This window comes from Flavobacterium sp. GW821-FHT11G01, assembly GCF_058808175.1.
Genome location: NZ_JBXARK010000001.1, coordinates 131,887 through 154,640, shown reverse-complemented (window position 1 = coordinate 154,640; position 22,754 = coordinate 131,887). Strand labels below are relative to the sequence as shown.

Genomic DNA, 22,754 nt, shown 5'->3' with positions numbered 1-22,754 from the left:
TCTTTTAAAGATATTCTATTCTACGATAATCCTATTAATTTTCAAGTCTTCCCTTATAATTTCAAATCAAAATAAAAGTTACAAATTTCCAGCATTTTATTTTTAATTATTCTAAATAAACTTTAGATTTGTGAAAAATATCATACTTAACAAATTTTAAACCTGATCTTATGAAATTAGATACTTTAAAAAAAATCACTTTTTTTCTTTTTATGCTTGTGGCAAGTCCGCAATTGTTTGCTCATGCACTTTGGATCGAAACTAAGGCAACAGGAACAAAAGGAAAAGCGCAGGAAATCTCTGTTTACTTTGGAGAATTTTCAGATAACGATATTACAAAGGCTGACAAATGGTTTTCAGATTTAAAAGATTTTTCATTGGTTGTGATTAGTCCATCAAAAAAAGAAACTAAACTTTCATCAAAAGCATTAGAAAATAAATATCAGGCATTTTTTACGCCAGATGAAGATGGAGTATATACAATCGTAATGCATCATAAAGTAAAAGATGTTTACGGAACAATGGTTTTAGATTATAACTCAAGTGCAACTGTAACAGTTGGCAATGCTGCAAAAGGAAATGAAGCTATTGCAAACTCAAATATTATCAGTTTATTTTCTAAAGATGTTATAACTGCAAAACAAAATACAAAAATCAATGTAAATGCTTTGTATGAAGGCAAAATTGCCAAAGAACAAAAAATGAAAGTAATCGCTCCAAATGGTTGGGAAAAAGAATTATGGAGTAATGAAAACGGAGAAGTTTCATTTACACCAATCTGGCCAGGAAACTACATGGTAGAATTTGCTTATACAGAAAAAGCATCTGGTGAGCATAATGGTAAGAAATACGATGAAATCTGGAAAATGGCAACTTACTTAATTTCTGTTAAATAAGATCAATTTATTTTGATGTTAATCTATTCTATTTCCTTAAAGCCTTGTTCTTTTGAACAAGGCTTTTTTTTATCATATAGTATAAATAGACCTTTCCAATTAAGCTACGGTATTATTATTTATAATGAATAAAAATAAAACCAACAACAAATTAAGCAAATCTTAAGACAAAAATAATACAAAATTAAGCCATAAAAAGTATTGTTAAATTTTGTTAAAACTATTTACTAACCCTATATTTGCACAAAAAAATTATTTTTATTAAATCTAAATAAAGAACATGAAACATAGTTTACTACTTGCTTTGTCGTTTCTAAGCTTTGGAGCTTATAGCCAGGAATATACAAGTGCAGAAAATACTACTACTTTAAATGATACTGTAAAAAATAAAAAAGGAGAAATCCTTAATGAAGTTTTAATCACAGCAAATAAACCTAAAAAGCCAATCGAAGCAGCTCGTTCTGGTATTAAAGTTATGGACTTGCCACAAAGCGTTCAGGTTATTGGCAGCGAAGTAATCGAACAACAACAAGCGATAAGACTGAGTGAAGTAGTAAAAAATCTAAACGGTGTTTATGTAGGATCTGCTCGTGGTGGAGCACAAGAATCATTCTTTTCAAGAGGATATGATATGAGCGCCAATAATATGTTTAAAAATGGTTTTCGTTATAATGCAGGTTCAATCCCAGAAGTTTCGTCCTTAGAAAAAGTTGAATTCTTAAAAGGAGGTTCTGCTTTATTGTATGGAAATGTTGCACCAGGTGGAATTATGAATTTAGTTACTAAAACGCCAAAATTTACTTCGGGTGGTGAAGTATCTATGCAAATGGGAAGTTATTCTTACTACAAACCTTCTATTGATTTTTACGGACCATTAAATAAATCTATAGCATACAGATTTACAGGGTCTTATGAAAACTCTGAAAGCTTTAGAGATTTTGTAAAAAATGAACGTATCTACATTAATCCTTCCTTTTTGTTTCATTTATCAGATAAAACCCAAATTACATTACAAGGGGATTATTTAAGTGCTGACTGGACACCAGATTTTGGTACAGGGATCTATGAAAAAACAATTTTAGATTTGCCACGTAACGAATTCTTTGGAGCACTTTGGTCTACTGCAAATACTAAATCATCTAGTGCCTCATTATTGTTCAATCATGACATTAACAAAAACTGGAAATTAAATTTTAATTCTTCTTATCAATCTTACCGCAGAACTCAAACATCTACAGCACAGTTAAGCACAATTGATGCTAATGGAAATTGGAAACGTGGCTTAACAAAAGCTGATGGTGCCGAACAAATTTTTGGAGACCAGTTAAGTTTACAGGGAAATTTTAAAACAGGAAGTATTAAACATCAAATATTTACCGGAGTTGATTACGAAAATTCTCTTGCTCCTAGTTACACTTTTGGATTCTATGCTCCTGGAAAACCTGCAGACCTTTTAACAACAGAAGCTACCGCAATAAATTTATATACTTACGATTATAACACACAAAGTACTGTTATACCTTATCCAACAAGAACTACTCAATTAACAAGTACAGAAACGCAACGTTTTGGAGCCTATTTTCAAGATTTAGTTTCGGTTAATCAATACATAAAAGTTCTGGCCGGATTACGTTGGTCATGGCAACAAAGTGAAGCTACCACTACAAAAGAAGTGATAGAGAAAAAGAATAATGTAAATGTCATTACAACTACTTACGAAAATGCATTACCAGTAACTGGTGCTACAGCCGTCAACAAAGCTTTCTCACCAAAAGCAGGTTTGGTAGTACAGCCTACTAAAGATTTGTCTTTATTTGCAAGTTATTCAAACTCTTTTACTCCAAATACTGGAACAACAGTAGATTCACAACCATTAGATCCATCTATTATAGATCAATATGAAGTTGGTGTGAAAAAAGATTTTTTCAGAGGTCTTTTGACTACAAACGTAACATTATATCAAATTACCAACAATAATTTAGCACAAACAGCTCAATATCAATCAGATGGAGTTACACAAAACGTTAATACGAATATAAAAGAATTGGTTGGGGCTACAAAAGGAAAAGGAATCGAAATAGATATTACTGCGACACCTGTAGAAGGTTTGAACATTATGGCTGGTTATAGTTTTAATGAAACCAAAGTATCTAAATCATCTGGAACAAGTGGAAGCCTTGTTGTTGGCGATGTTTTAGCAAGAACTCCAAAAAACACTGCCAATTTGAGCTTTTTCTACAAATTACCTAGCGGTTTATTAAAAGGAGTAACTTTTGGAGCTATCGGAAACTACGTTGGTGACCGTACAGGAGGCTGGAATGATGATTATTTATGGACAGAAAACACACCTTCAACCAATCCAAAAACATATACTGTAACAATTAGAGATCGTGATATTCCTTTGGAAGGATACGTTACAGTAGATGCTTCTCTTGGGTATGAATGGAAAAAATTCTCAATTTTATGCAGACTTTCAAACATAACGAACGAATTGAATTACACAGTTCACGAAAATTATAGTGTGAATCCTATCGCACCTCGTCAAATCATGACAAGCTTACGATACAAATTCTAAAAATTTGAATTAGATTTTAATTAGCCAAGGCTTTTTAAATTTTACAAAAACCTCATTTAGCAATAGATGAGGTTTTTTATTTTCTGAGAAGAAACTGTTTTAAATATCTTTACTTTTGTTAAAACATTTTTATTTCAACAAAACAAAATTTTATGTCAGATTCCAAACAGAACCAATTAAAAAAAACGCTCGGATTAAGTTTTAATATTGCAGTATTAATTGGAGGAACAATTGGAGTTGGAATTCTGCGAACCCCCGGAACAATTGCGGGTCTGCTTGAAAACTACTGGCTTATAATTGCTTCCTGGCTTTTTGGCGGTTTATATATTTTAATTGGTGCCAATTCGTATGCAGAACTCGCTACAATGCTTCCTAAAGCCGGTGGTTCCTATAATTACATTAAAAGAGCTTTTGGAGATTATGCCGGCTTTTTATCCGGTTGGTTTGATTATATTACCAATGCGATTCCACCTGCTTTCTACTGTATTGTAATCAGTGAATATCTGATTATTTTATTTCCGAATTTGGCTAGTTATTCAACCGTAATGGCGATTTCACTTTTAATAGCGTTTGTATTGTTGCATTTAAGTGGTGTAAAAAACGGAAGTGTTATTCAGCAAATCACAAGTTTACTTAAAGTCATTTGTTTTGTATGTTTGGTTGTGGCGTGTTTTATGTATTCTGGAGTAAAAATTCCATCTATTAAAACAGACAATTCATTCTTTCAAATCGGATTACTATTTGGCTTTTTTAAATCGCTTCAGCTTATCATCGGAACATATAATGGATGGAACAGCGTTTGTTTTTTTGCAGAAGAAAATGATGATCCGAGTAAAAATATTCCAAAATCATTATTCAGCGGTGTATTGTTGGTTGTAGCAATATATATTTTGGTAAATATGGCCTTTTTCTATGTGTTGCCACTTGAAACTGTAGCAAAATCTAATTTGGCTGCTGCCGATGTTGCCAATATTATCTTCGGAAAAAATGGAGCTATTATTGTAACAGTAATCTCAATTTTTTCTTTAATCAGCATTTTGAATGCCTTTATGATGATTCCGCCAAGAATTTTATATGGCTTAAGCCGAGATGGTTTTTTTACTAAAAAAGGAACGAATGTCAACAAAGGCGGCACTCCAATTACTGCGCTTTTGGTCTCTTCTGTATTCAGTTTATTTCTGATTTGTATTGGGTCCTTTGAAGTCTTGTTTTCCTTTGCAGCCTTTACTTCTATTATTGTGTGGGGATTAGCATATTGTTCTCTTATAAAACTGAGAAATTCAGAACCTGATTTGCCAAGACCTTATCGTTCGGTTTGGTATCCCTGGACCACTATTTTAGCAATTATTGCTTCGGTTGCATTACTTGCGGGTTTTGTTTACAGTGACCTTAAAAGCTTTATGATTATTGTAGCAATTACTGTGATTTCTTATCCGTTGTTTTTGGTTTTGAAGAGGAAGAAGTAAAAATATAAAGTCCATTTTGTCTTTTGACAATCTTGTCATCCTGAGGAACGAAGGATCACACTAGCAGCTCGACAAAGAGGTTCGACAAAGATTGTAGATTACTTTACGGATTTTCGTGTGTGATCCTTCATTCCTCAGGATGACAAGATTGTTACTACTTTGTAGAGCTTCTCATGGGGATTCCTCGTTCTTCGGAATTGACAAAACTGCAACAAAAAAGCTGTCCAAAAGGACAGCTTTATATTTTAAAAAGTAAATCTAATTCTTATTTCAAACCAGCAATACTTTGCTCAATTGTAGCAATCTTCGCCAAAGCATCAGCTTCTTTGTTTCTTTCGTTAGTCAAAACTTTTTCTGGTGCTCCGGCAACAAATTTCTCATTAGACAATTTCGCCTGAACTGATTTCAAGAAACCTTGTGTATAAACTAATTCTGCATTCAATTTTGCGATTTCAGCTTCAACATCAATATTTCCTCCTGAAATCGGAATGAAATATTCATTTGATTTTACACGGAAAGATAGTGCTCCGTCTACCTTAGTAGATACATATTCGAATGCTGAAATATTACCTAATTTCGTTACGATTGAATCAAAATAAGTCGAAAGATTCTCACTGTTGATTGCTTTCAATTCGATTGCACCCTTAAACGGAATATTTTTATCTTTTCTGATCGTTCTGATTCCTGAAATCACTTCGATTGTACTTTCAAAATCAGCAATTAAACTTGCATTAAACGGTTTTAATTCTGGCCAGGTCGAAACAATTAAAGCTTCTTCGGCAGTTCTGTCAGCAATTAAATGCCAAATTTCTTCAGTTAAGAAAGGCATGAAAGGGTGTAACAATTTCAAATTACTTTCTAACATTTCGATTGCTTTATCAAACGTCGTTTTATCAATTGGTTGTTGATACGCTGGTTTGATCATCTCTAAAAACCAAGAACAGAAATCATCCCAAACCAATTTGTAAATCGCCATTAACGAATCTGAAATTCTGTATTTTTCAAAATTATCTTCGATATCAACTAAGGTTTGTTGCAATTTAGCTTCAAACCATTCAATAGCAACTTTTGATGATTCCGGCTGTGGAATAGTTTCAGAAACTTCCCAACCTTTGATCAATTTAAAGGCATTCCAAATCTTATTAGAAAACGCTTTTCCTTGATTACATAACTCTTCATCAAACATAATATCGTTTCCGGCAGAAGCACTCAAAAGCAATCCTACACGAACACCATCGGCACCGAATTTATCGATCAAATCTAAAGGATCAGGAGAATTCCCTAATGATTTAGACATTTTACGACGTTGTTTGTCACGAACTAAACCAGTTAAATATACATTTGTAAATGGTTTTTCGCCAGCATATTCGTAACCTGCAATAATCATTCTCGCAACCCAGAAGAATAAAATATCCGGACCTGTCACCAAGTCATTTGTTGGATAATAATATTTATAATCAGCACTTTCCGGATCCATTATTCCTCCGAAAACTGACATCGGCCAAAGCCAGGATGAAAACCAGGTATCTAACGCATCAACATCTTGTTTAAGGTTGTCGGTTGTTAGTTGTTGGTTGTTGGTTCTTTCCTTTGCTAAAACTAACGCATCTTCGATGTTTTCAGCAACTACGAAATCTTCTTTTCCGTCTCCGTAATAATAAGCTGGAATTTGTTGTCCCCACCATAATTGACGAGAAATATTCCAGTCGCGGATATTGTTTAACCAGTGCGCGTAAGTGTTTTCAAAACGTTTTGGATGCAATTTGATATCTCCCGTTTCTAAAACTGATTTAATTGCCGGTTTTACTAAATCTTCCATTTTCAAAAACCATTGATCTGATAATCTTGGTTCGATTACCGCTTTGGTTCTTTCAGAAGTTCCAACTTTATTCAAATGGATTTCGGTCTTCGCCAAAGCTCCAATTTCTTCTAATTCTTTTGCAATTTCAGTACGAACTACAAAACGATCTTTTCCTTGATAATGTAATCCGAAACTATTTAAAGTAGCATCTTCATTAAAAATATCTACGATTTCAAGATTGTGCTTCTCTCCCAGCGTTTTGTCATTCATGTCATGCGCTGGCGTCACTTTCAAACATCCAGTTCCGAATTCAACATCTACATATTCGTCTTCGATAATCGGAATTACTCTGCCACAAATTGGAACGATAGCTTTTTTTCCTTTCAAATGGGCAAAACGCTCATCATTCGGATTGATACAGATAGCAGTATCTCCAAAAATAGTTTCTGGACGCGTTGTAGCAATAGTTAAGAAATCTTCTGAATCTTCAATTTTATATTTTAAGAAAAATAATTTTCCTTGTTGTTCTTCGTAAATAACTTCTTCATCAGATAAAGTTGTTTTAGCTTCAGGATCCCAGTTTACCATTCGGTACCCTCTGTAAATTAATCCTTTGTTGTATAAATCAACAAACGATTTTATTACAGATGCCGACATGTCTGGATCCATTGTGAATTTGGTTCTTTCCCAGTCACAAGAAGCTCCTAATTTTTTAAGCTGATCTAAGATTACGCCACCGTATTTATCTGTCCATTCCCAGGCATGCGCCAAAAATTCTTCGCGTGTTAAATCATTTTTATTGATTCCTTCTGCTTTTAATTTTGCTACAACTTTAGCTTCAGTTGCGATTGATGCATGATCCGTTCCCGGAACCCAGCAAGCGTTAAAACCTTTTAAACGCGCGCGACGAATTAAAACATCCTGAATTGTATTGTTTAACATATGTCCCATGTGAAGGACTCCTGTCACGTTTGGCGGTGGAATTACAATTGTATAAGGTGTTCTATGATCTGGCTCTGAATGAAAATAATTATTTTTCATCCAGTAATCATACCATTTATTCTCGATCGTTTTAGCGTCAAATTGTGCTGGAATTGTCATTTTATCGTGGATATGTTTAATCGTTAATTCGTTTAATTGTCAATTTGTTTTACTCTTTCTTAATCGTTATTAATTAAACGATTAAACAGTTAAACAAATAAACCCTAAAAACTTTGGTTCAATTTTTGTAATTATAACTGACAGCAAAAGTAAATAATTAAAGACACTATAAAAAGCGAATTAATAATTTGTGTGTTAATTAAAAGAATGTATATTTACTTACAACTTAAAATAATTTCAAAATGAAAAATGTTGCCTCTTTTATTGCAATCGTATTGTTTAGTGCAATGGGTTACGCACAAAATGGTCCGAAAATTGAATTTGCGGCTCAGGACAATACAATTGATTATGGAAAAATTTCTAAGAGTGATAATGCAGTTCGTTCATTCGAATTCACCAACACTGGAGATGCTCCTTTGATAATTACTGGTGCTGAATCTACAGTAAGTACTATTGTTGTTACAAAACCAGCAACTGCTATTTTGCCAGGAAAAAAAGGAAAAATTGATGTAAAATATAATATGGCCGCTGGTCCTATTCGTAAAACTATTACTGTTGAAACTAATGCAGTGAATTATCCTGATGGCCGTGTAGCCTTAAAAATTAAAGGTGAAGTTTTATAAAAAAAATTAAATCTAAAAATAAATAAAAGCCGTTTCATAATTGTATGAAACGGCTTTTTAATTTTAATTTCTCTATTTATTTTGCTTTTTCAACGCACTCAACAGTTGCGAATTTGTATTTCACATTTTCGAAATCTATAGGCTTATCTTTTACTAAATAAGTAACTCCCATCGTCGTTTGCATGGTTCCGTTGCCTAAAATAAGTTTCTTATCACGTTTTAACAAAGCCATCGGATTTTTGAATTTTGTATCTTTATGTTCGGTATCTACAAATGTGTAATCAATAAACAGCGTATCACCTTTAAATTCTCCTGTGACTTCTCCGGTTCTTTGTGGTGCATTAGCCACTTTCATTACCATATCTCCGGATACTTTTCCGTTTTTTAATGTATTTACTTTTAAATCAATAGTATCCTTTTCATATATTGCTTTATAACATTCAGTATTTACTACTTTTTCACCTTCAGATTTTGCGGATTCAATTCCTTTTTGCTTTTCATCATTTTTACAACTTTGAAATCCAATAGAAGCCAAAACCAAACATAATAATACAGATTTTTTCATATTTTAATTTTTTAAGTTCATTCTTATCTTATAAAAATAAATAAAAAAGAAGCCAAAAAAAAGGCTTCTTAATTAAAATTGTATTTTTTTGATAAGATGATGATTATAACTTCTTAATTACAAATTCGCTTCGTCTGTTCAATTCGTGATCTTCCTCTGAACAGGCATCATCTGTTTTACATTTGATAATTGGTACAGATTCTCCATAACCTTTAGCCGAAACCCTGCTGGCATTGATACCAGACTGAATGATAAATTCTCTGGTCGAATTGGCTCTTTTTTGAGAAAGTTCTTCATTAAATTTATCATTTCCTCTTGAATCTGTATGGGAACCAATCTCGATTACCATTCCGGGATATTTATTCATCAAAGCTACAACTCTTCCTAAAACAACTTTCGATTCTTTACGAATATACCACATATTGTAATCGAAATAAATAGGATCAGTTTTGATAATTAAGCGGTCTTTATCTTTTATGACATCTTTTTCTTGTGCCATAATTTGATTCTCTTTTTCTTTTTTCTTCACTTCTCCAGCTGCAATTTCATCCGCTTTTGCTTTTTTTGTTGCTTCATTTAGAGCGATAATAGCCAATGCTTCTTTATCTCTTTTTTCTTTTTCTAAACGAATTTCCTCTTTTCTTTTATCTTCCGCATTTTTCTGTTCTTCCAATTTAATAGCGTCTAAAGATTTTAGTGCCAGTGAACCGTCGTTGGTTGCATTTCTCGTTTTTCCAATCTCTAAAGTTCTTGACTCGTTGGTATATTTTTCTTTAAACGCAACAATTGTATATGTGCTTTCGCAAGCAACGGTAAAACTGAATTTCCCATCTGCTGAAGTGGTAATTGTATTTAAAACCTTTTTAGCAGAATCCTGCAACATTACAGTCGCATTTTCAAGTACTAAATGAGTATCTACATCTGTAATTGTTCCGGCAATAAACTGTTTACAATCTTCTACGATTAAATCTTTAATTTCTGTGAATTGATAAATGTCATCGCTTCCTTTTCCGCCTTCTCTGTTTGACGCAAAATACCCTTCTTTGGTATCAGAATCGATATTAAAAGAGAAATCATCTAAATTAGAATTTAACGGCAAACCGATATTTACAGGCTCCGAATAGTCATTTCCTTTAATATCTGAAACAAAAACATCTAAAGATCCGTAACCTAAATGTCCATCAGAAGAAAAATAAAGTTTGCTGTCATTTGAAACAAAAGGAAATTGCTCTCTTTTCTCTGTGTTAACAAGCGGACCTAAATTTTTTGGTGTATCAAAAGCTCCTTTATTAATATTTACGGAATAAATATCAAAAGAACCAATTGTGCCCGGCATATCAGAAGCAAAATACAATACTTTTTCATCGGCACTAAGTGCAGGATGTTCTACAGAATAATTTGGGCTATTAAATGGAAGCGGTGTAACGTTCGTCCATTTCCCATCAACTAATTCGGCTTTAAAAATCTGAAGATTTGAAATCTTCTCATCGTTTTTCTTTTTAGTTCCGTTTTTAGAATAATTACGTGTAAAATACATTGTTTTGCCATCTTTGGTAAAAACAGCATTTGCTTCGTGCATTCCGGTTTTTAATTCTTGTGCAAAATAAGTTAAATTGGTTTCCGGAGCATTTATTTCATTCAATGGAATCGTAACCAAATTCAAATAGGTTTCGTTATCCCACTTAAATTTTTTATCGAACAAGCCCGGTTTTAATTTTACTCCGGCAAAAACTAAATTACCTTTATATCTTACCGCACCAAACTCTGAATTTGGTGTATTGATTGCTAAATTTTTTATATCAAATCGATTTCCAATTGCCGAAACATTTTCCAGTTCGTGAAGTTCATTTTGAAAATAAATAGAATCCTTACCATTAGTCGAAGAAGCATAATATTGTTTTAAAGCTGAATTTGCATCTGCAACACTATTTGTAGCTTTTAACGTTTGTGCATATCTGAAATAATAATTTCGATCTAAATCTTTATTATAATTGCTTATTAAAAGTCTGTAATAGCGTTGTGCTTTAACTAAATCATTGGTATAATAGTAAGAATCTGCCAGATTTTTAATTACTTCCTGAGAAGGTTTTTCTTCTGCTAGTTTCTCATATAAAATAATGGCTTCACTATAAAATGTCTTATCAAAAAATCGTTTGGCTCTGACCAAATCTTTATCCTGGGCGTTTATAAACTGTATTGAAAATACGAATATAATAACAAGTAGTTTTTTCATATTTTTCATTTTAAAAGAATCTAGGTGATTTATCATATCCTTTTCCTAATAAATCTAAATCAAATAGCAACATAATTTCATGTGTTCCCGAATTGAACTGTCCTAAATTTGAAAGCGTATAATCGTATGCATAACCTATTCTCAAAGAAGGTGTAACATTAATATTGGCCAAAGCGCTAAAGGAATCATTAATTCTATAAGCTGCACCAAGTTCAAACTTTTCATTGTATAAAACATTTGCAGTAATATCTACAGCAACTGGAGCACCTTTTACAAATTTTGCCATCGATGCAGGTTTTATTTTCCACATATCATTTACCTGAAAAACATAACCGGCGGTTAAATAAGTATGAATTTCTTCAGAACCGTAAGCGTTTAATCCTGACTTTTCTTCAATCTGTTTGGATTTCAATAAATTTGGAGCTGATAATCCCACATAGAAATTATCTCTAAAATAGTACGCTCCTACTCCAATATTGGGTTTGGTTACGTTAATATCTTCTGCGAAAGCGGCATCAGTGGCTGCATTCCCACTTTGTAAAACAAACCCATTAAAATTACTTTGTAATGCTGAAAACCCGGCCTTAAGACCAAGTGAAAGTTTATTTTTTCCACCCAAATTAAGAACATAAGCAAAATCACCGTACACATTATTTTCTTTTTTGGCTCCATCTCCAATATCATCAGATATCAAAGACAAACCAACTTCAATTTTATCACTTAAAGCAGTATGTCCGAAAAATGTAAACGTTTTTGGAGCACCAACGGCACCAACCCACTGCGTTCTGTACAAACCTCCAAAATTCATCATCAAAGGAGTTCCGGTTGCATATGCAGGGTTGATCACACTCATATTGTACATATAATGAGTGTATTCAGGATCTTGTTGTGCCGACGTTGTTGTTATATAAAAGAGAAAACTTATAAAGAGTATTATTTTTTTCATTTGAAAATTATATTAAATAATGTAAAACGGAATTATCGATTTAAATAAAGACGCCCTTGTTTAGGAGGTTTATTGCCTTTATTAAAATGGATAACATAAAAATAAACTCCATTTGGTGCTGTCCCGTGGTTAAGACCCTGGGTTTCATAATTTATTCCGTCCCAGCCTGGTTTGTCTTTACCGCCTCTATACATTCCGTTTCCGTATCTATTAAAGATTTCGATTTGATAATCCGGAAATAAAAAGTCAATATTCGGAATAACAAATACATCATTTACACCATCTCCATTAGGAGAAAACCCATCCGGAATAAAGAAATCTGGTGGTACAACATCGCAATCTGTTAATGAAACAATGACTTCGGTATAGTCATACGAAAGACAATTTTCTGTTGAAAAATCGAATGCGTAATACTTTTTCTTATCAACTAAAGGAGTTGTTGATGGAAATAGATATCCATTTTTTGGAGCATCATACCAAACAACTGACGAAGGCATATTTGTATTATTTGATAAATCTGCAATTGTTGGCGCATCTAATCCGCAGAAATTTTGCCCGTCTGGATTTAATTCCGGCGCTGGTGTATCTTTTAAGGTAACTGTAATCATTGTTGCCGATGATGTACAATTTAAAGTTGTTTCTGTTACATAATAATTTTCCTCTTTTAAAACATAAGTATTCGCAAGAGGAGTTGTTAATGTTGCAGAATTATACCATTTGAATTGAGTACCTTTTGGTTCTAAACTAGCAATTGTAGCTAAATCCGATTTACAAAAAGACTGATTACCTGCAGTTGGCGCAACTGGAATAGGATTTAATGAAAAAGAATCTGCAACGCCGGTTATACTTACACCACAAGTTGTGGTATTATTTGCCAAATTGGTAACAGTTGCCGTTGTAGATCCCGTGTTTAAAAGTAAACTAGCAGGAACTACAAAACTTGCGCTACCATTTGTAGTAGTAAGTACAACTGTCTGTACCGTTGATGTATTACTTCCTGAAAGTACATAAGATAATGTAACGTCCGTCAAACTTCCCAATCCTGAAACGGATGCTGTAACAGGTGATCCAAAACAAAAATCATTAATTTGTATTCTTAAATTTGGAACGTTTGGTAAAGGATTAATAAGAATTGTACCTTTTAAATCTGCACTGTTTGTACATTGTGAAATTACATGTGTAATATTGGTAATCTTTATTTCACCAGTACCACTTTGAGAGTTTAAGATAGAAGGGATTGTAAAACTCGTACTTCCTCCCAAAAACGTAACTCTTGCTATTTGAGAAGGTGCATTATTAGCACCTGAAATATTGTATACAATATCAAAAACTCCATCTATAATTCTTGTAGCATCAGAAATTTTTACTAATGTACTGGTATTTTGACAGGTCGTTATTGGAGCAATTTTTGCTCCTGTTAAATCCGGAATTGGATATATGCTTAATACATCTGATAAATTGTTGATGATATTTTGACAAGCTCTCTCACTAGTTATAGCATAAATATCATTAATACTTACAGTAAAATTTCCAACACCTTGAAAATATTCTGATTTTATCGGAAAAATAAGTACTCCATTAGTAAAATTTGCCATAATTGTTTCTGATCCTCCATTTGGTCCGGAAACATTAAACGAAACAAAGTAACTACCATTAGGAATAGTTATGGGACCTTGATTAATAGTCACTGAATAAGATGCTGTTGGAATTTCCGTTTCGCATATATCAGAATCAACTGTAACTTTGGCACCTGTAAAATCAAGTTTTCGTTCAAGTCTGATTCTGATTGAGGTCGACTCATATGGACAAATTGGGTTTGTTGAAGCAACTGTATAGGTAAAAGAGTAATCACCTGCTCCTAATCTGTTGAATATTTTTTGTATATCAATATTATGATCTCCAACAGTTGTTAATTCTCCGGTATTGCTATTATCTCTCCACACTCCACCTGCGTCTTCTCCAGAAAGTGAATTAAACAAGTCATAATCTGTATAAGCAGTTAAACCATCACTTCCACATAATGATAATCTATTGGCTGTTCCTGACTCAGGCGCCCTGAAAACAGTAACCTTTGCAGTTGATGACATGGCAGGGCAAGTACCAATAGCAGGCATCGTATAAGTAAACTGAAAAGTACCACGCAAATTTTTCACTGGAAGATTGGAACCAACATTTTGATTTGTAGTATCGTTATGCCACTGTCCGTTAGAATGTGGTGCTAAATATTCACCATCAAAGGCAGAGAAAAGGCTAAAGGTCTCAACTGAACTACAAACAGAAACGTTTGGAGATGAAACTCCCGAATATCCACCAATTGTAACTGTAACAGTAGACGTATTATCAGGACAAAGTCCAAGCCCTTCAACAGTATAAGTGTAATTAAAAGTTCCACTTCTACGAATAAGTTGTGCATTTAAAATTCCTGTAGTTGCATCTAAACCTCCGGAACTGTTATCGTCAGTCCATTCTCCACCCGAAATAGGTGAACCTGTTAAGAAAGTAAATAAATCTACTGATTGGTTGGCAGGATCGGGAACATTACAAATTGTAGTTTCACCATCTTCCCCCGCACATTGTGCAAAACTTATTGTAGGTAAACATGAAAAAAAAACAAAAAACAAAATTACTCGTAAGAAATTAGTGTATTTTTCAACCATAAACTTTAATTTGTTGGCAAACTTAATAAATATTAACGCTGGAAGAGAACTATTCCATTAAAACAATAGAATTTTAGTAAAATTCAAACAAAATCAAAAAATAATGTTGATAATCACGATTTTAACACAAAAAAATATATATTTTTCAATCGTAATTCTTACAATTCATCTTCCAGTTTAAACCTGAATTTTAAAATCAAACTATTACGTTCTACTTCCAGGGTAATCCATACATCTTCTTCAGATTTTAAAAGTGCATTTATTTGCTGTAATGAGTATTTGTATGGTGTTGTATGATTAATGCTGACAATGATGTCTCCTGCTTTTAAACCACATTTCTCAGCAGCAGAATGCTTACGAATGTTGACAATTTCATAAACAGGCTTTAGTGAAAACTTATATCTGAAATCATTATTCTTGGTATCATTAAAACCTGCTTCGCTGGGTGAAGTAACTACTCGAACGGTTTCTAAATGTACTGTTTCCTGAACCCATTGCAGACCATTATGTTGTACAGTTATACCACTTTTATTATACGTGAAAGGTTCTGAAAATTTACTGTTTTTTTTAAGAAACATTTTTTTATCCGCATAATCTAAAACAACAGTAAATCGTTTTAAAACTTCGCCACCTACTGAACCTATTCGTCCGGGAACCATTCTAACATTTCTAATAGATGTTGAATCAGGAAATGCGACAATAGGATTCTTAAAATCAAATTCATCCAGAGAGAATTTTGCTATTTTAGCACGATGACCTTCAACATCTCCACTAAATCCTTTTCCTAAAAAATCAGGAAAGTTCTTCTTAGGTAATTTAATTTTGTTATTTTCAAAAATCCAAAAAGCATCACTATTACCAATATCAATCAATAATTTAGCAGGAATAGTAACGCTATCTACAACAGCATTTGCAAGTATATAAGGTTTCGATCTCTCAATAGTAATAGGAACTGCCTTAAAGTTTTTGTCTAATCTTTTTTGATTTTTTTCGTTGTTGGAATGTATAATAACCTTTTTCTTTTGGTAATTAATTTCTACTAAATTATTTTTAAAAAATTGATACCCAATAATACCGTTTACTGGAATTCCGATATGAGAAGACAAATTAAAATTTTGATCCAGAATAATATACAACAGATGATTATGAGATTCTAATCCATGAGTTTCTAATATATTATTGGTTGATTTCAGTCCTTCGATTTCTTCCTCACTTCCTAATCCTCTTAGTTTAATTTTCTCTACATTCTTAAAACTAACTTCTTTTTTTTCTTCCATACTAAACAAAATAGTTTCCTCGACGCCTGAATCTAACAAGAAATTCAACTCGATTCCATTTACTTTTATCGGAATAAAAACAAGATTATTAATCAGTTTAAAAGGTATAACTACCTTAGTCCGGTGGTCTTCAATAGAGAAATCTTCCTGAGCCAAAAGTGAAAAAGGTATCAAAAGCCCAAAAAACAACATGAAATATTTTTTCATTGATAATATTTTAATATAAAATTAATAAAAATATTGATAATTGTTACATTTTCGTAACACCCCATAATGTTTTCGTTAAATTGGAAAAAAAAATGCAAATTTGCACTTCAATAATAAAGCTCATGCCAACAATTTCACACAAAGGCAGAAACATGCCCGAATCACCGATACGCAAACTAGCTCCTTATGCAGACATTGCAAAACAAAAAGGACACAAAGTGTATCATTTAAACATTGGTCAACCGGATATCAAAACACCCGAAGTGGCCATCGAGGCGGTAAAAAATATTGATTTAAGTATTATAGAATACAGTCCGTCTGCCGGATATGAAAGTTATAGAAAAAAATTAGCAAAATTTTACCAACGTCAAAATGTAAATGTTAACTCAGAAGACATCATTATTACAACTGGTGGCTCTGAAGCCTTATTATTCGCACTGGCCACTATTACAGATCCAGGAGATGAAATCATTATTCCTGAGCCTTTTTATGCTAATTACCATGCATTTGCGTCATCAACCAGTGCAACCGTTGTTCCTGTAATTTCGACTATCGAAAGTGCATTTGCTTTGCCGAGTATTGACATGGTTGAAAAATTGATTACACCTAAAACCAAAGCAATTTTAATTTGTAACCCTGGAAATCCAACAGGTTATTTATACTCTGAATCAGAAATTAAACAATTAGCAGGTTTAATTAAAAAACACGATTTGTATTTAATTGCTGATGAAGTTTATCGTGAATTTTTATATGATGGAGATGATGTTCATTTTTCAGTAATGAATCTAGAAGATGTACAGCAAAACGTAATCATGGTAGATTCAGTTTCAAAACGCTACAGTATGTGCGGTGCAAGAATTGGCTGTCTGGTTACCAAAAATGCAGCTGTTTTGGCAACTGTAATGAAATTTGCTCAGGCACGTTTGAGTCCGCCAACAATCGAACAAATTGCTTGTGAAGCCGCTATAGACACACCACAAAGTTATTTTGATGAAGTAATATCAGAATATAAAAGTCGTCGTGATACCTTGATCACCGAACTTAATAAAATTGAAGGTGTAATAGTAACGAAACCAAAAGGCGCTTTTTACTGTATTGCACAATTGCCAATAAAAAATTCAGAAGACTTTGCACAATGGCTTTTAGAAAGTTACGATCTTAATGGTGAAACTGTAATGGTTGCTCCTGCTGCCGGTTTTTATTCAACACCGGGAATGGGTTTAAATCAGGTTAGAATTGCTTACGTTTTAAATAAAAAGGATTTGATTAAAGCTGTAAATGTTTTAAAGGAAGCGCTTTTAGTTTATAATAAAAGATAAAATCAAAAAATACTTGTTCTAAAATCTGTTTTAACTTTAAATGTTGAAACAGATTTTTTTTGCGCTGTGTTTTTCTAAAATAAAACCATAAAAAAACTTTGCTATTATTACTTCTTAGTAAATTAGCTATCAATTTATGGCCTTTTATCATGAAAAAGTTAATTATAATAGCATTTCTATTTCTGATATCAGCATCGTTTACAATTAATAACAATAGTTTAAATGTAAAAGATAGTTGTAAAATTAAACATCGTTATAATCTTCAAAACGAAGGAATAGCATATTATCGAAAAGAAATTAATCAGGCTTTTTTAATATTAAAAAAAAGAAAAAAGAAAATTGATTTAGAACTCAATACAAATGAAAGAGCACAAATTCTTTCTATTGCTTTTCCGGAAATCCTGCGATACGACTCTTATTCTGACTATCTGGAAACATCCTCAAACAGAATTTTTTATGTGGATGAAGGAAAGAATGCCTCAGATTTTTCAACCGGTTATTTTCAGATGAAGCCTTCCTTTATCGAAGAATTAGAAAATTATGTAGCTAATACCGAAAATTTAAAGCAATACAACTGGATTCTTATTCAAAAGAAAAATGAAACAGAAGCCAGAAAAGAAAGAATAAACCGTCTCGGGAATTTTCAATGGCAACTTCGGTATCTAAAAGTATTCTGGTATGCTGCTGAATATAAATATCAAAATATAGATTTTAAAACCACAGAAGACAAAATTAGATTTTTCGCAACGGCCTACAACTACGGATTCAGTAAACCTGAAAAAGAAATAACAAAGTATCAAGCTGCAAAAAAATTTTCTCCCGGAGAAAAGTCCAATGCTGAAAAATTTGCGTTTGCAGATTTTTCAATTGATTTTATAAAGACTTACTCTTATTTCTTCAATTAATAATATAAATAAATGAAATACTAAATTAAAAAACACCTAATTAGTACTAATTTAGATTATATCCAAAAAGGATCGATTAAATAGTAAAAACGATAGAAAAGGTTTCCTTTTTATTAATTATCTTTACCGCCTTAAAAAGATATACCCATTATAATAGTAGTTTTTAATGACAAATAACGAAGATTTTTTAGACGAAATAGGAGACAATCATTTTAGCAGCAACGCGAAAAACCCTGTAAGACAGGATGCTTTTGACTTAACAGATGATGAAAAAATAGAAAAAATAAAAAAAGATGTCGAAAACATTCTACAAACTCTTGGAATGGATTTGACGGATGACAGCATAAAAGGCACTCCAAACAGAGTAGCAAAAATGTTTGTAAAGGAGATTTTTGGTGGTTTAAACCCTTCAAAACAACCTAAAGCTTCTACTTTTGACAATAATTACAAATACGGTGAAATGTTAGTTGAAAAAAACATCACTGTTTATTCTACCTGCGAACACCATTTACTTCCAATTATAGGAAGAGCACATGTAGCTTATATTTCCAGCGGAAGAGTTATCGGTTTATCAAAAATGAACCGTATTGTAGAATATTATGCAAAAAGACCTCAGGTTCAGGAGCGTCTTACTATGCAAATCGTTCAGGAATTACAAAAAGCTTTAGGTACTGAAGATGTTGCCTGCGTTATTGATGCCAAACATCTTTGCGTAAATTCAAGAGGAATTAAAGACATTGAAAGTAGTACAGTTACTTCTGAATTTGGCGGAAAATTTAAAGATCCCCAAACAAAAAGAGAATTCTTGGATTATATCAAGCTAGACACGCAATTTTAGTTTAATCGGTGAATCGTTAATTTGTTTAATCGTCTGGTCGAATTCCGGTTAAGCGCTTAAACAAATCAAACAATTAAACAGCAGAAATATATATTTTCTCCTTTGAAAAACTTGAGGTTTGGCAAAACTCTAGAATGTTTATTTTGGATATTTATAAATTAACTAGTAAATTTCCATCAAATGAAATATTCGGGATAACTTCTCAAATAAAAAGAAGTTCATCTTCTATTGCAACCAATATAGCTGAGGGAACATCAAGAAATTCAAACAAAGACAAAGCTCACTTTTTAACGATCTCTTATTCATCAGCAATGGAAACTTTAAATCATTTAATTATCTCTAAAGATTTAAATTATGTTTCAGAAGCTTAATACATAGAATCTCGTGAAAAAATTGAAAAAATTTGTAATCAAATAAATAACTTAAAAAAATATTATCTTTCTAAAGAATAAGACAAAGTAATAAAACGAATTACACAATTAAACAAATCAACGATTAAACAATAAACTAAATATGCCTTTATATACAAGTCAACATCTAAAAATATACAATTCACTTTCAGGTGAAAAAGAAAATTTCAACCCAATTCATGAAGGAAATGTTGGAATGTATGTTTGCGGACCTACGGTTTATAGCAATGTACACTTAGGAAATGTGAGAACTTTTATGTCATTTGACGTCATATTCAGGTATTTTTTACATCTTGATTATAAGGTTCGTTACGTTCGAAACATTACAGACGTTGGACACATTGTAGATGATGTTGATGAAGGTGAAGATAAGATTGCCAAAAAAGCACGTTTGGAGCAACTTGAACCAATGGAAGTTGTACAACGCTATACAGTAGATTTTCATGACATCCTAAAGTCATTTAATTTTCTGCCACCAAGTATAGAACCTACGGCAACCGGACATATTATTGAACAAATCGAAATCATCAAAAAAATTATCGATACCGGAATTGGTTATGAAGCCAACGGATCTGTTTATTTTGATGTTGTAAAATATAACGAAACCAACAATTACGGAGTTTTAAGCGGACGAAATATCGAAGATATGCTCGCCAACACCCGTGATCTTGATGGTCAGTCAGACAAAAGAAATCCGCAGGATTTTGCACTTTGGAAAAAAGCAGAACCAGAACATATCATGAGATGGCCTTCACCCTGGAGCGATGGCTTTCCGGGATGGCATCTTGAATGTACTGCCATGAGCACCAAATATCTTGGCAACCATTTTGATATTCACGGTGGCGGAATGGATTTAAAATTCCCTCATCACGAATGTGAAATTGCTCAAAATGAGGCTTGCACAGGTCAATCTCCGGTAAATTACTGGATGCACGCCAATATGCTGACTTTAAACGGAAAGAAAATGGCTAAATCAACAGGAAATAATATTTTACCAGGTGAGATTTTAAGTGGAGACAACAACATTTTAAGCAAAGCTTTTTCAGCATCAGTAACACGATTTTTCATGTTACAGGCACATTACAGAAGTATCTTAGATTTTTCTGATGATGCTATTGTGGCCGCAGAAAAAGGATACAAAAGATTAATGGAAGCTGTTGACGCATTGCCAGCTATTTCACCTAGCGCAACAAGTTCTATTAATATCGCTTCCTGGAAACAATTGTGCTACGACGCCATGAACGACGATTTCAACACGCCAATTTTAATTGCTCAGTTATTTGAAGCCGTTCGTTATATTAATTTATTGAAAGAAGGAAAAGAAACTATTTCCGCCGAAGATCTAAAAATATTTACAACAGCTATAAATGCTTTTGTTTTTGATGTTTTAGGTTTAAGTGATGAAAAGGCTGCTGATAGTAATAATGATAAATTAGAAGGCGTTGTAAATATGCTTATCGGAATGAGAAATCAGGCAAGAGCAGATAAAAATTTCGCTCTTTCTGATCAAATCCGCGATCAATTGATTACTTTGGGAATTCAGTTGAAAGATGGAAAAGACGGTACAACCTTTTCAGTATAATCAATTCATTTTCTAATAAACCATGAAAGTAATCACTCCATTTGTTTTATTAGTACGCTTCTATCAAACCGCCATTTCGCCATTTACACCTGCGTCATGCCGCTTCGAACCTACATGTTCGAGCTATATGATTGAAGCACTACAAAAACATGGATTAGTATATGGAGGCTACTTAGGAATAAAGCGTATTTTGAGCTGTCATCCTTGGGGAAGAACTGGTTACGATCCCGTTCCTGAAAAGAAATGTTCACACAAACATTAACTTTTTATAAAGAGGAACTCTACTTTAAATATTTATTTTTACAACTAATAAAAAAATACAATACTACATGACACACGCCTTAAACCTCGTTTGGAACCCTTCAGAAGGAATCAATTTAGGATTTTTCATGATTCGCTACTACAGTTTAATGTTCGTAATTGCTTTTGGTTTAGGATGGTACCTAATGAAAAAGATCTTCGAACGCGAAAATGAATCGATTGACAAATTAGATTCTTTATTTGTTTGGACCGTTTTAGCAACTTTAGCAGGCGCACGTTTAGGACATGTTTTATTCTACGATTGGGAATATTTCAGAAACCATTTACTTGAAATCTTTTTGCCCTTTAGATTTGAACCAAAATTCGAATTTACAGGATTTCAGGGATTAGCAAGTCATGGTGCTGCAATTGCAATTATAATTGCTATGTATTTCTATAGCAAAATGATCTTAAAACGTCCATTATTATGGATTTTAGACCGCGTTGTTATTCCGGTAGCGAGTGGTGCTATTTTTGTACGTTTGGGAAATTTTTTCAATTCTGAAATCATCGGACATGAAACGACTTCCGCATTCGGAATTCGTTTTTTACATGACAAATTCAGTAAAGCCGAAGCTGTGAATGCAACTCAAATCGCAGATCCAAAAGAAGCCTATAATACTATAGCACACAATCCAAAATTCGCTGAATTATTAGCCCAGGTTCCTGCAAAACATCCAACTCAATTATACGAAGGATTCTGCTATATATTTGTATTTGCCATTTTATATTTCTTATACTGGAAAACAAATGCAAGACTTAAATCAGGATTATTATTTGGATTATTTCTAGTACTTTTATTTGTTGTACGTTTCATTGTAGAATTTGTAAAAGAAAGTCAGGGCGGAATTGAAGAAGAATTAGGCTATTTCTCAACCGGACAATGGTTAAGTATACCTTTTATCATTATCGGTCTTTTCTTTATCATTAGAGCACAGAGAAATCCTTTAGCAACATCTTAAAAATTTTAAGTTTCAAAATATATAAAATGCCCGATCTATATCGGGCATTTTTTTTATACCAACCTGAGAACGTGTATAAGCTTAATAATTA

At 32.8% G+C, this 22,754-nt stretch carries 17 protein-coding genes; 11 read left to right on the top strand and 6 right to left on the bottom strand.

What is annotated here, in order from left to right; all coding sequences use genetic code 11:
• Positions 1-170 precede the first annotated feature (170 nt).
• From AC1RRN_RS00650 to AC1RRN_RS00640, 3 genes are all read left to right on the top strand, one after another.
• Positions 171-896: a DUF4198 domain-containing protein gene (locus tag AC1RRN_RS00650; RefSeq protein ID WP_492965411.1), complete on the top strand. Its 726-nt coding sequence runs from the start codon at positions 171-173 to the stop codon at positions 894-896.
• Positions 897-1,176: 280 nt separating this feature from the next.
• Entirely contained in the window at positions 1,177-3,471 is a 2,295-nt protein-coding gene (locus AC1RRN_RS00645) for a TonB-dependent siderophore receptor (protein ID WP_492965410.1), read from the top strand.
• Between the two features lie 152 nt (positions 3,472-3,623).
• Positions 3,624-4,937: an APC family permease gene (locus AC1RRN_RS00640; RefSeq protein WP_492965409.1), complete on the top strand. Its 1,314-nt coding sequence runs from the start codon at positions 3,624-3,626 to the stop codon at positions 4,935-4,937.
• A gap of 265 nt (positions 4,938-5,202) precedes the next feature.
• Here AC1RRN_RS00640 and AC1RRN_RS00635 read toward each other — a convergent pair whose 3' ends face one another.
• The gene (locus AC1RRN_RS00635) at positions 5,203-7,839 is read right to left on the bottom strand and encodes a valine--tRNA ligase (protein WP_492965408.1); all 2,637 of its coding nucleotides are present in this window, start codon (positions 7,837-7,839) and stop codon (positions 5,203-5,205) included.
• A gap of 242 nt (positions 7,840-8,081) precedes the next feature.
• On the opposite strand from AC1RRN_RS00635, the gene AC1RRN_RS00630 reads away from it, so the two are divergent.
• A complete protein-coding gene (locus AC1RRN_RS00630) occupies positions 8,082-8,462 on the top strand; it encodes a DUF1573 domain-containing protein (protein ID WP_492965407.1) in 381 nt (126 codons plus the stop codon).
• Between the two features lie 76 nt (positions 8,463-8,538).
• On the opposite strand, the gene AC1RRN_RS00625 is transcribed toward AC1RRN_RS00630, so the two are convergent.
• The 5 genes from AC1RRN_RS00625 to AC1RRN_RS00605 all read right to left on the bottom strand — a co-directional run bounded on the left by AC1RRN_RS00625 (position 8,539) and on the right by AC1RRN_RS00605 (position 16,347).
• On the bottom strand, positions 8,539-9,027 hold the full coding sequence (locus tag AC1RRN_RS00625) for a hypothetical protein (protein WP_492965406.1): 489 nt from the start codon (positions 9,025-9,027) through the stop codon (positions 8,539-8,541).
• Between the two features lie 103 nt (positions 9,028-9,130).
• Complete coding sequence (locus AC1RRN_RS00620; protein WP_492965405.1) at positions 9,131-11,260, bottom strand: OmpA family protein; 2,130 nt, start codon at positions 11,258-11,260, stop codon at positions 9,131-9,133.
• 10 nt (positions 11,261-11,270) lie between these two features.
• Complete coding sequence (locus AC1RRN_RS00615; RefSeq protein WP_492965404.1) at positions 11,271-12,206, bottom strand: PorP/SprF family type IX secretion system membrane protein; 936 nt, start codon at positions 12,204-12,206, stop codon at positions 11,271-11,273.
• A 32-nt stretch (positions 12,207-12,238) separates the two neighbouring features.
• Positions 12,239-14,863, bottom strand: a complete 2,625-nt coding sequence (locus tag AC1RRN_RS00610; RefSeq protein WP_492965403.1) for a gliding motility-associated C-terminal domain-containing protein — start codon at positions 14,861-14,863, stop codon at positions 12,239-12,241.
• Between the two features lie 158 nt (positions 14,864-15,021).
• Positions 15,022-16,347: a PDZ domain-containing protein gene (locus tag AC1RRN_RS00605; RefSeq protein ID WP_492965402.1), complete on the bottom strand. Its 1,326-nt coding sequence runs from the start codon at positions 16,345-16,347 to the stop codon at positions 15,022-15,024.
• Positions 16,348-16,469: 122 nt separating this feature from the next.
• On the opposite strand from AC1RRN_RS00605, the gene AC1RRN_RS00600 reads away from it, so the two are divergent.
• The 7 genes from AC1RRN_RS00600 (at position 16,470) to lgt (ending at position 22,663) form a co-directional block, all read left to right on the top strand.
• On the top strand, positions 16,470-17,666 hold the full coding sequence (locus AC1RRN_RS00600) for a pyridoxal phosphate-dependent aminotransferase (RefSeq protein WP_492965401.1): 1,197 nt from the start codon (positions 16,470-16,472) through the stop codon (positions 17,664-17,666).
• 149 nt (positions 17,667-17,815) lie between these two features.
• A complete protein-coding gene (locus AC1RRN_RS00595) occupies positions 17,816-18,571 on the top strand; it encodes a hypothetical protein (protein ID WP_492965400.1) in 756 nt (251 codons plus the stop codon).
• A gap of 166 nt (positions 18,572-18,737) precedes the next feature.
• A complete protein-coding gene (folE, locus tag AC1RRN_RS00590; RefSeq protein WP_492965399.1) occupies positions 18,738-19,409 on the top strand; it encodes a GTP cyclohydrolase I FolE in 672 nt (223 codons plus the stop codon).
• Positions 19,410-19,495: 86 nt separating this feature from the next.
• Positions 19,496-19,780, top strand: a complete 285-nt coding sequence (locus tag AC1RRN_RS00585; RefSeq protein ID WP_492966029.1) for a four helix bundle protein — start codon at positions 19,496-19,498, stop codon at positions 19,778-19,780.
• A 142-nt stretch (positions 19,781-19,922) separates the two neighbouring features.
• A complete protein-coding gene (cysS, locus tag AC1RRN_RS00580; protein ID WP_492965398.1) occupies positions 19,923-21,401 on the top strand; it encodes a cysteine--tRNA ligase in 1,479 nt (492 codons plus the stop codon).
• A gap of 22 nt (positions 21,402-21,423) precedes the next feature.
• Positions 21,424-21,663, top strand: coding sequence for a membrane protein insertion efficiency factor YidD (gene yidD, locus AC1RRN_RS00575; protein WP_492965397.1), 240 nt, complete (start codon positions 21,424-21,426; stop codon positions 21,661-21,663).
• Between the two features lie 67 nt (positions 21,664-21,730).
• Positions 21,731-22,663, top strand: a complete 933-nt coding sequence (lgt, locus tag AC1RRN_RS00570) for a prolipoprotein diacylglyceryl transferase (RefSeq protein ID WP_492965396.1) — start codon at positions 21,731-21,733, stop codon at positions 22,661-22,663.
• Positions 22,664-22,754 lie beyond the last annotated feature (91 nt).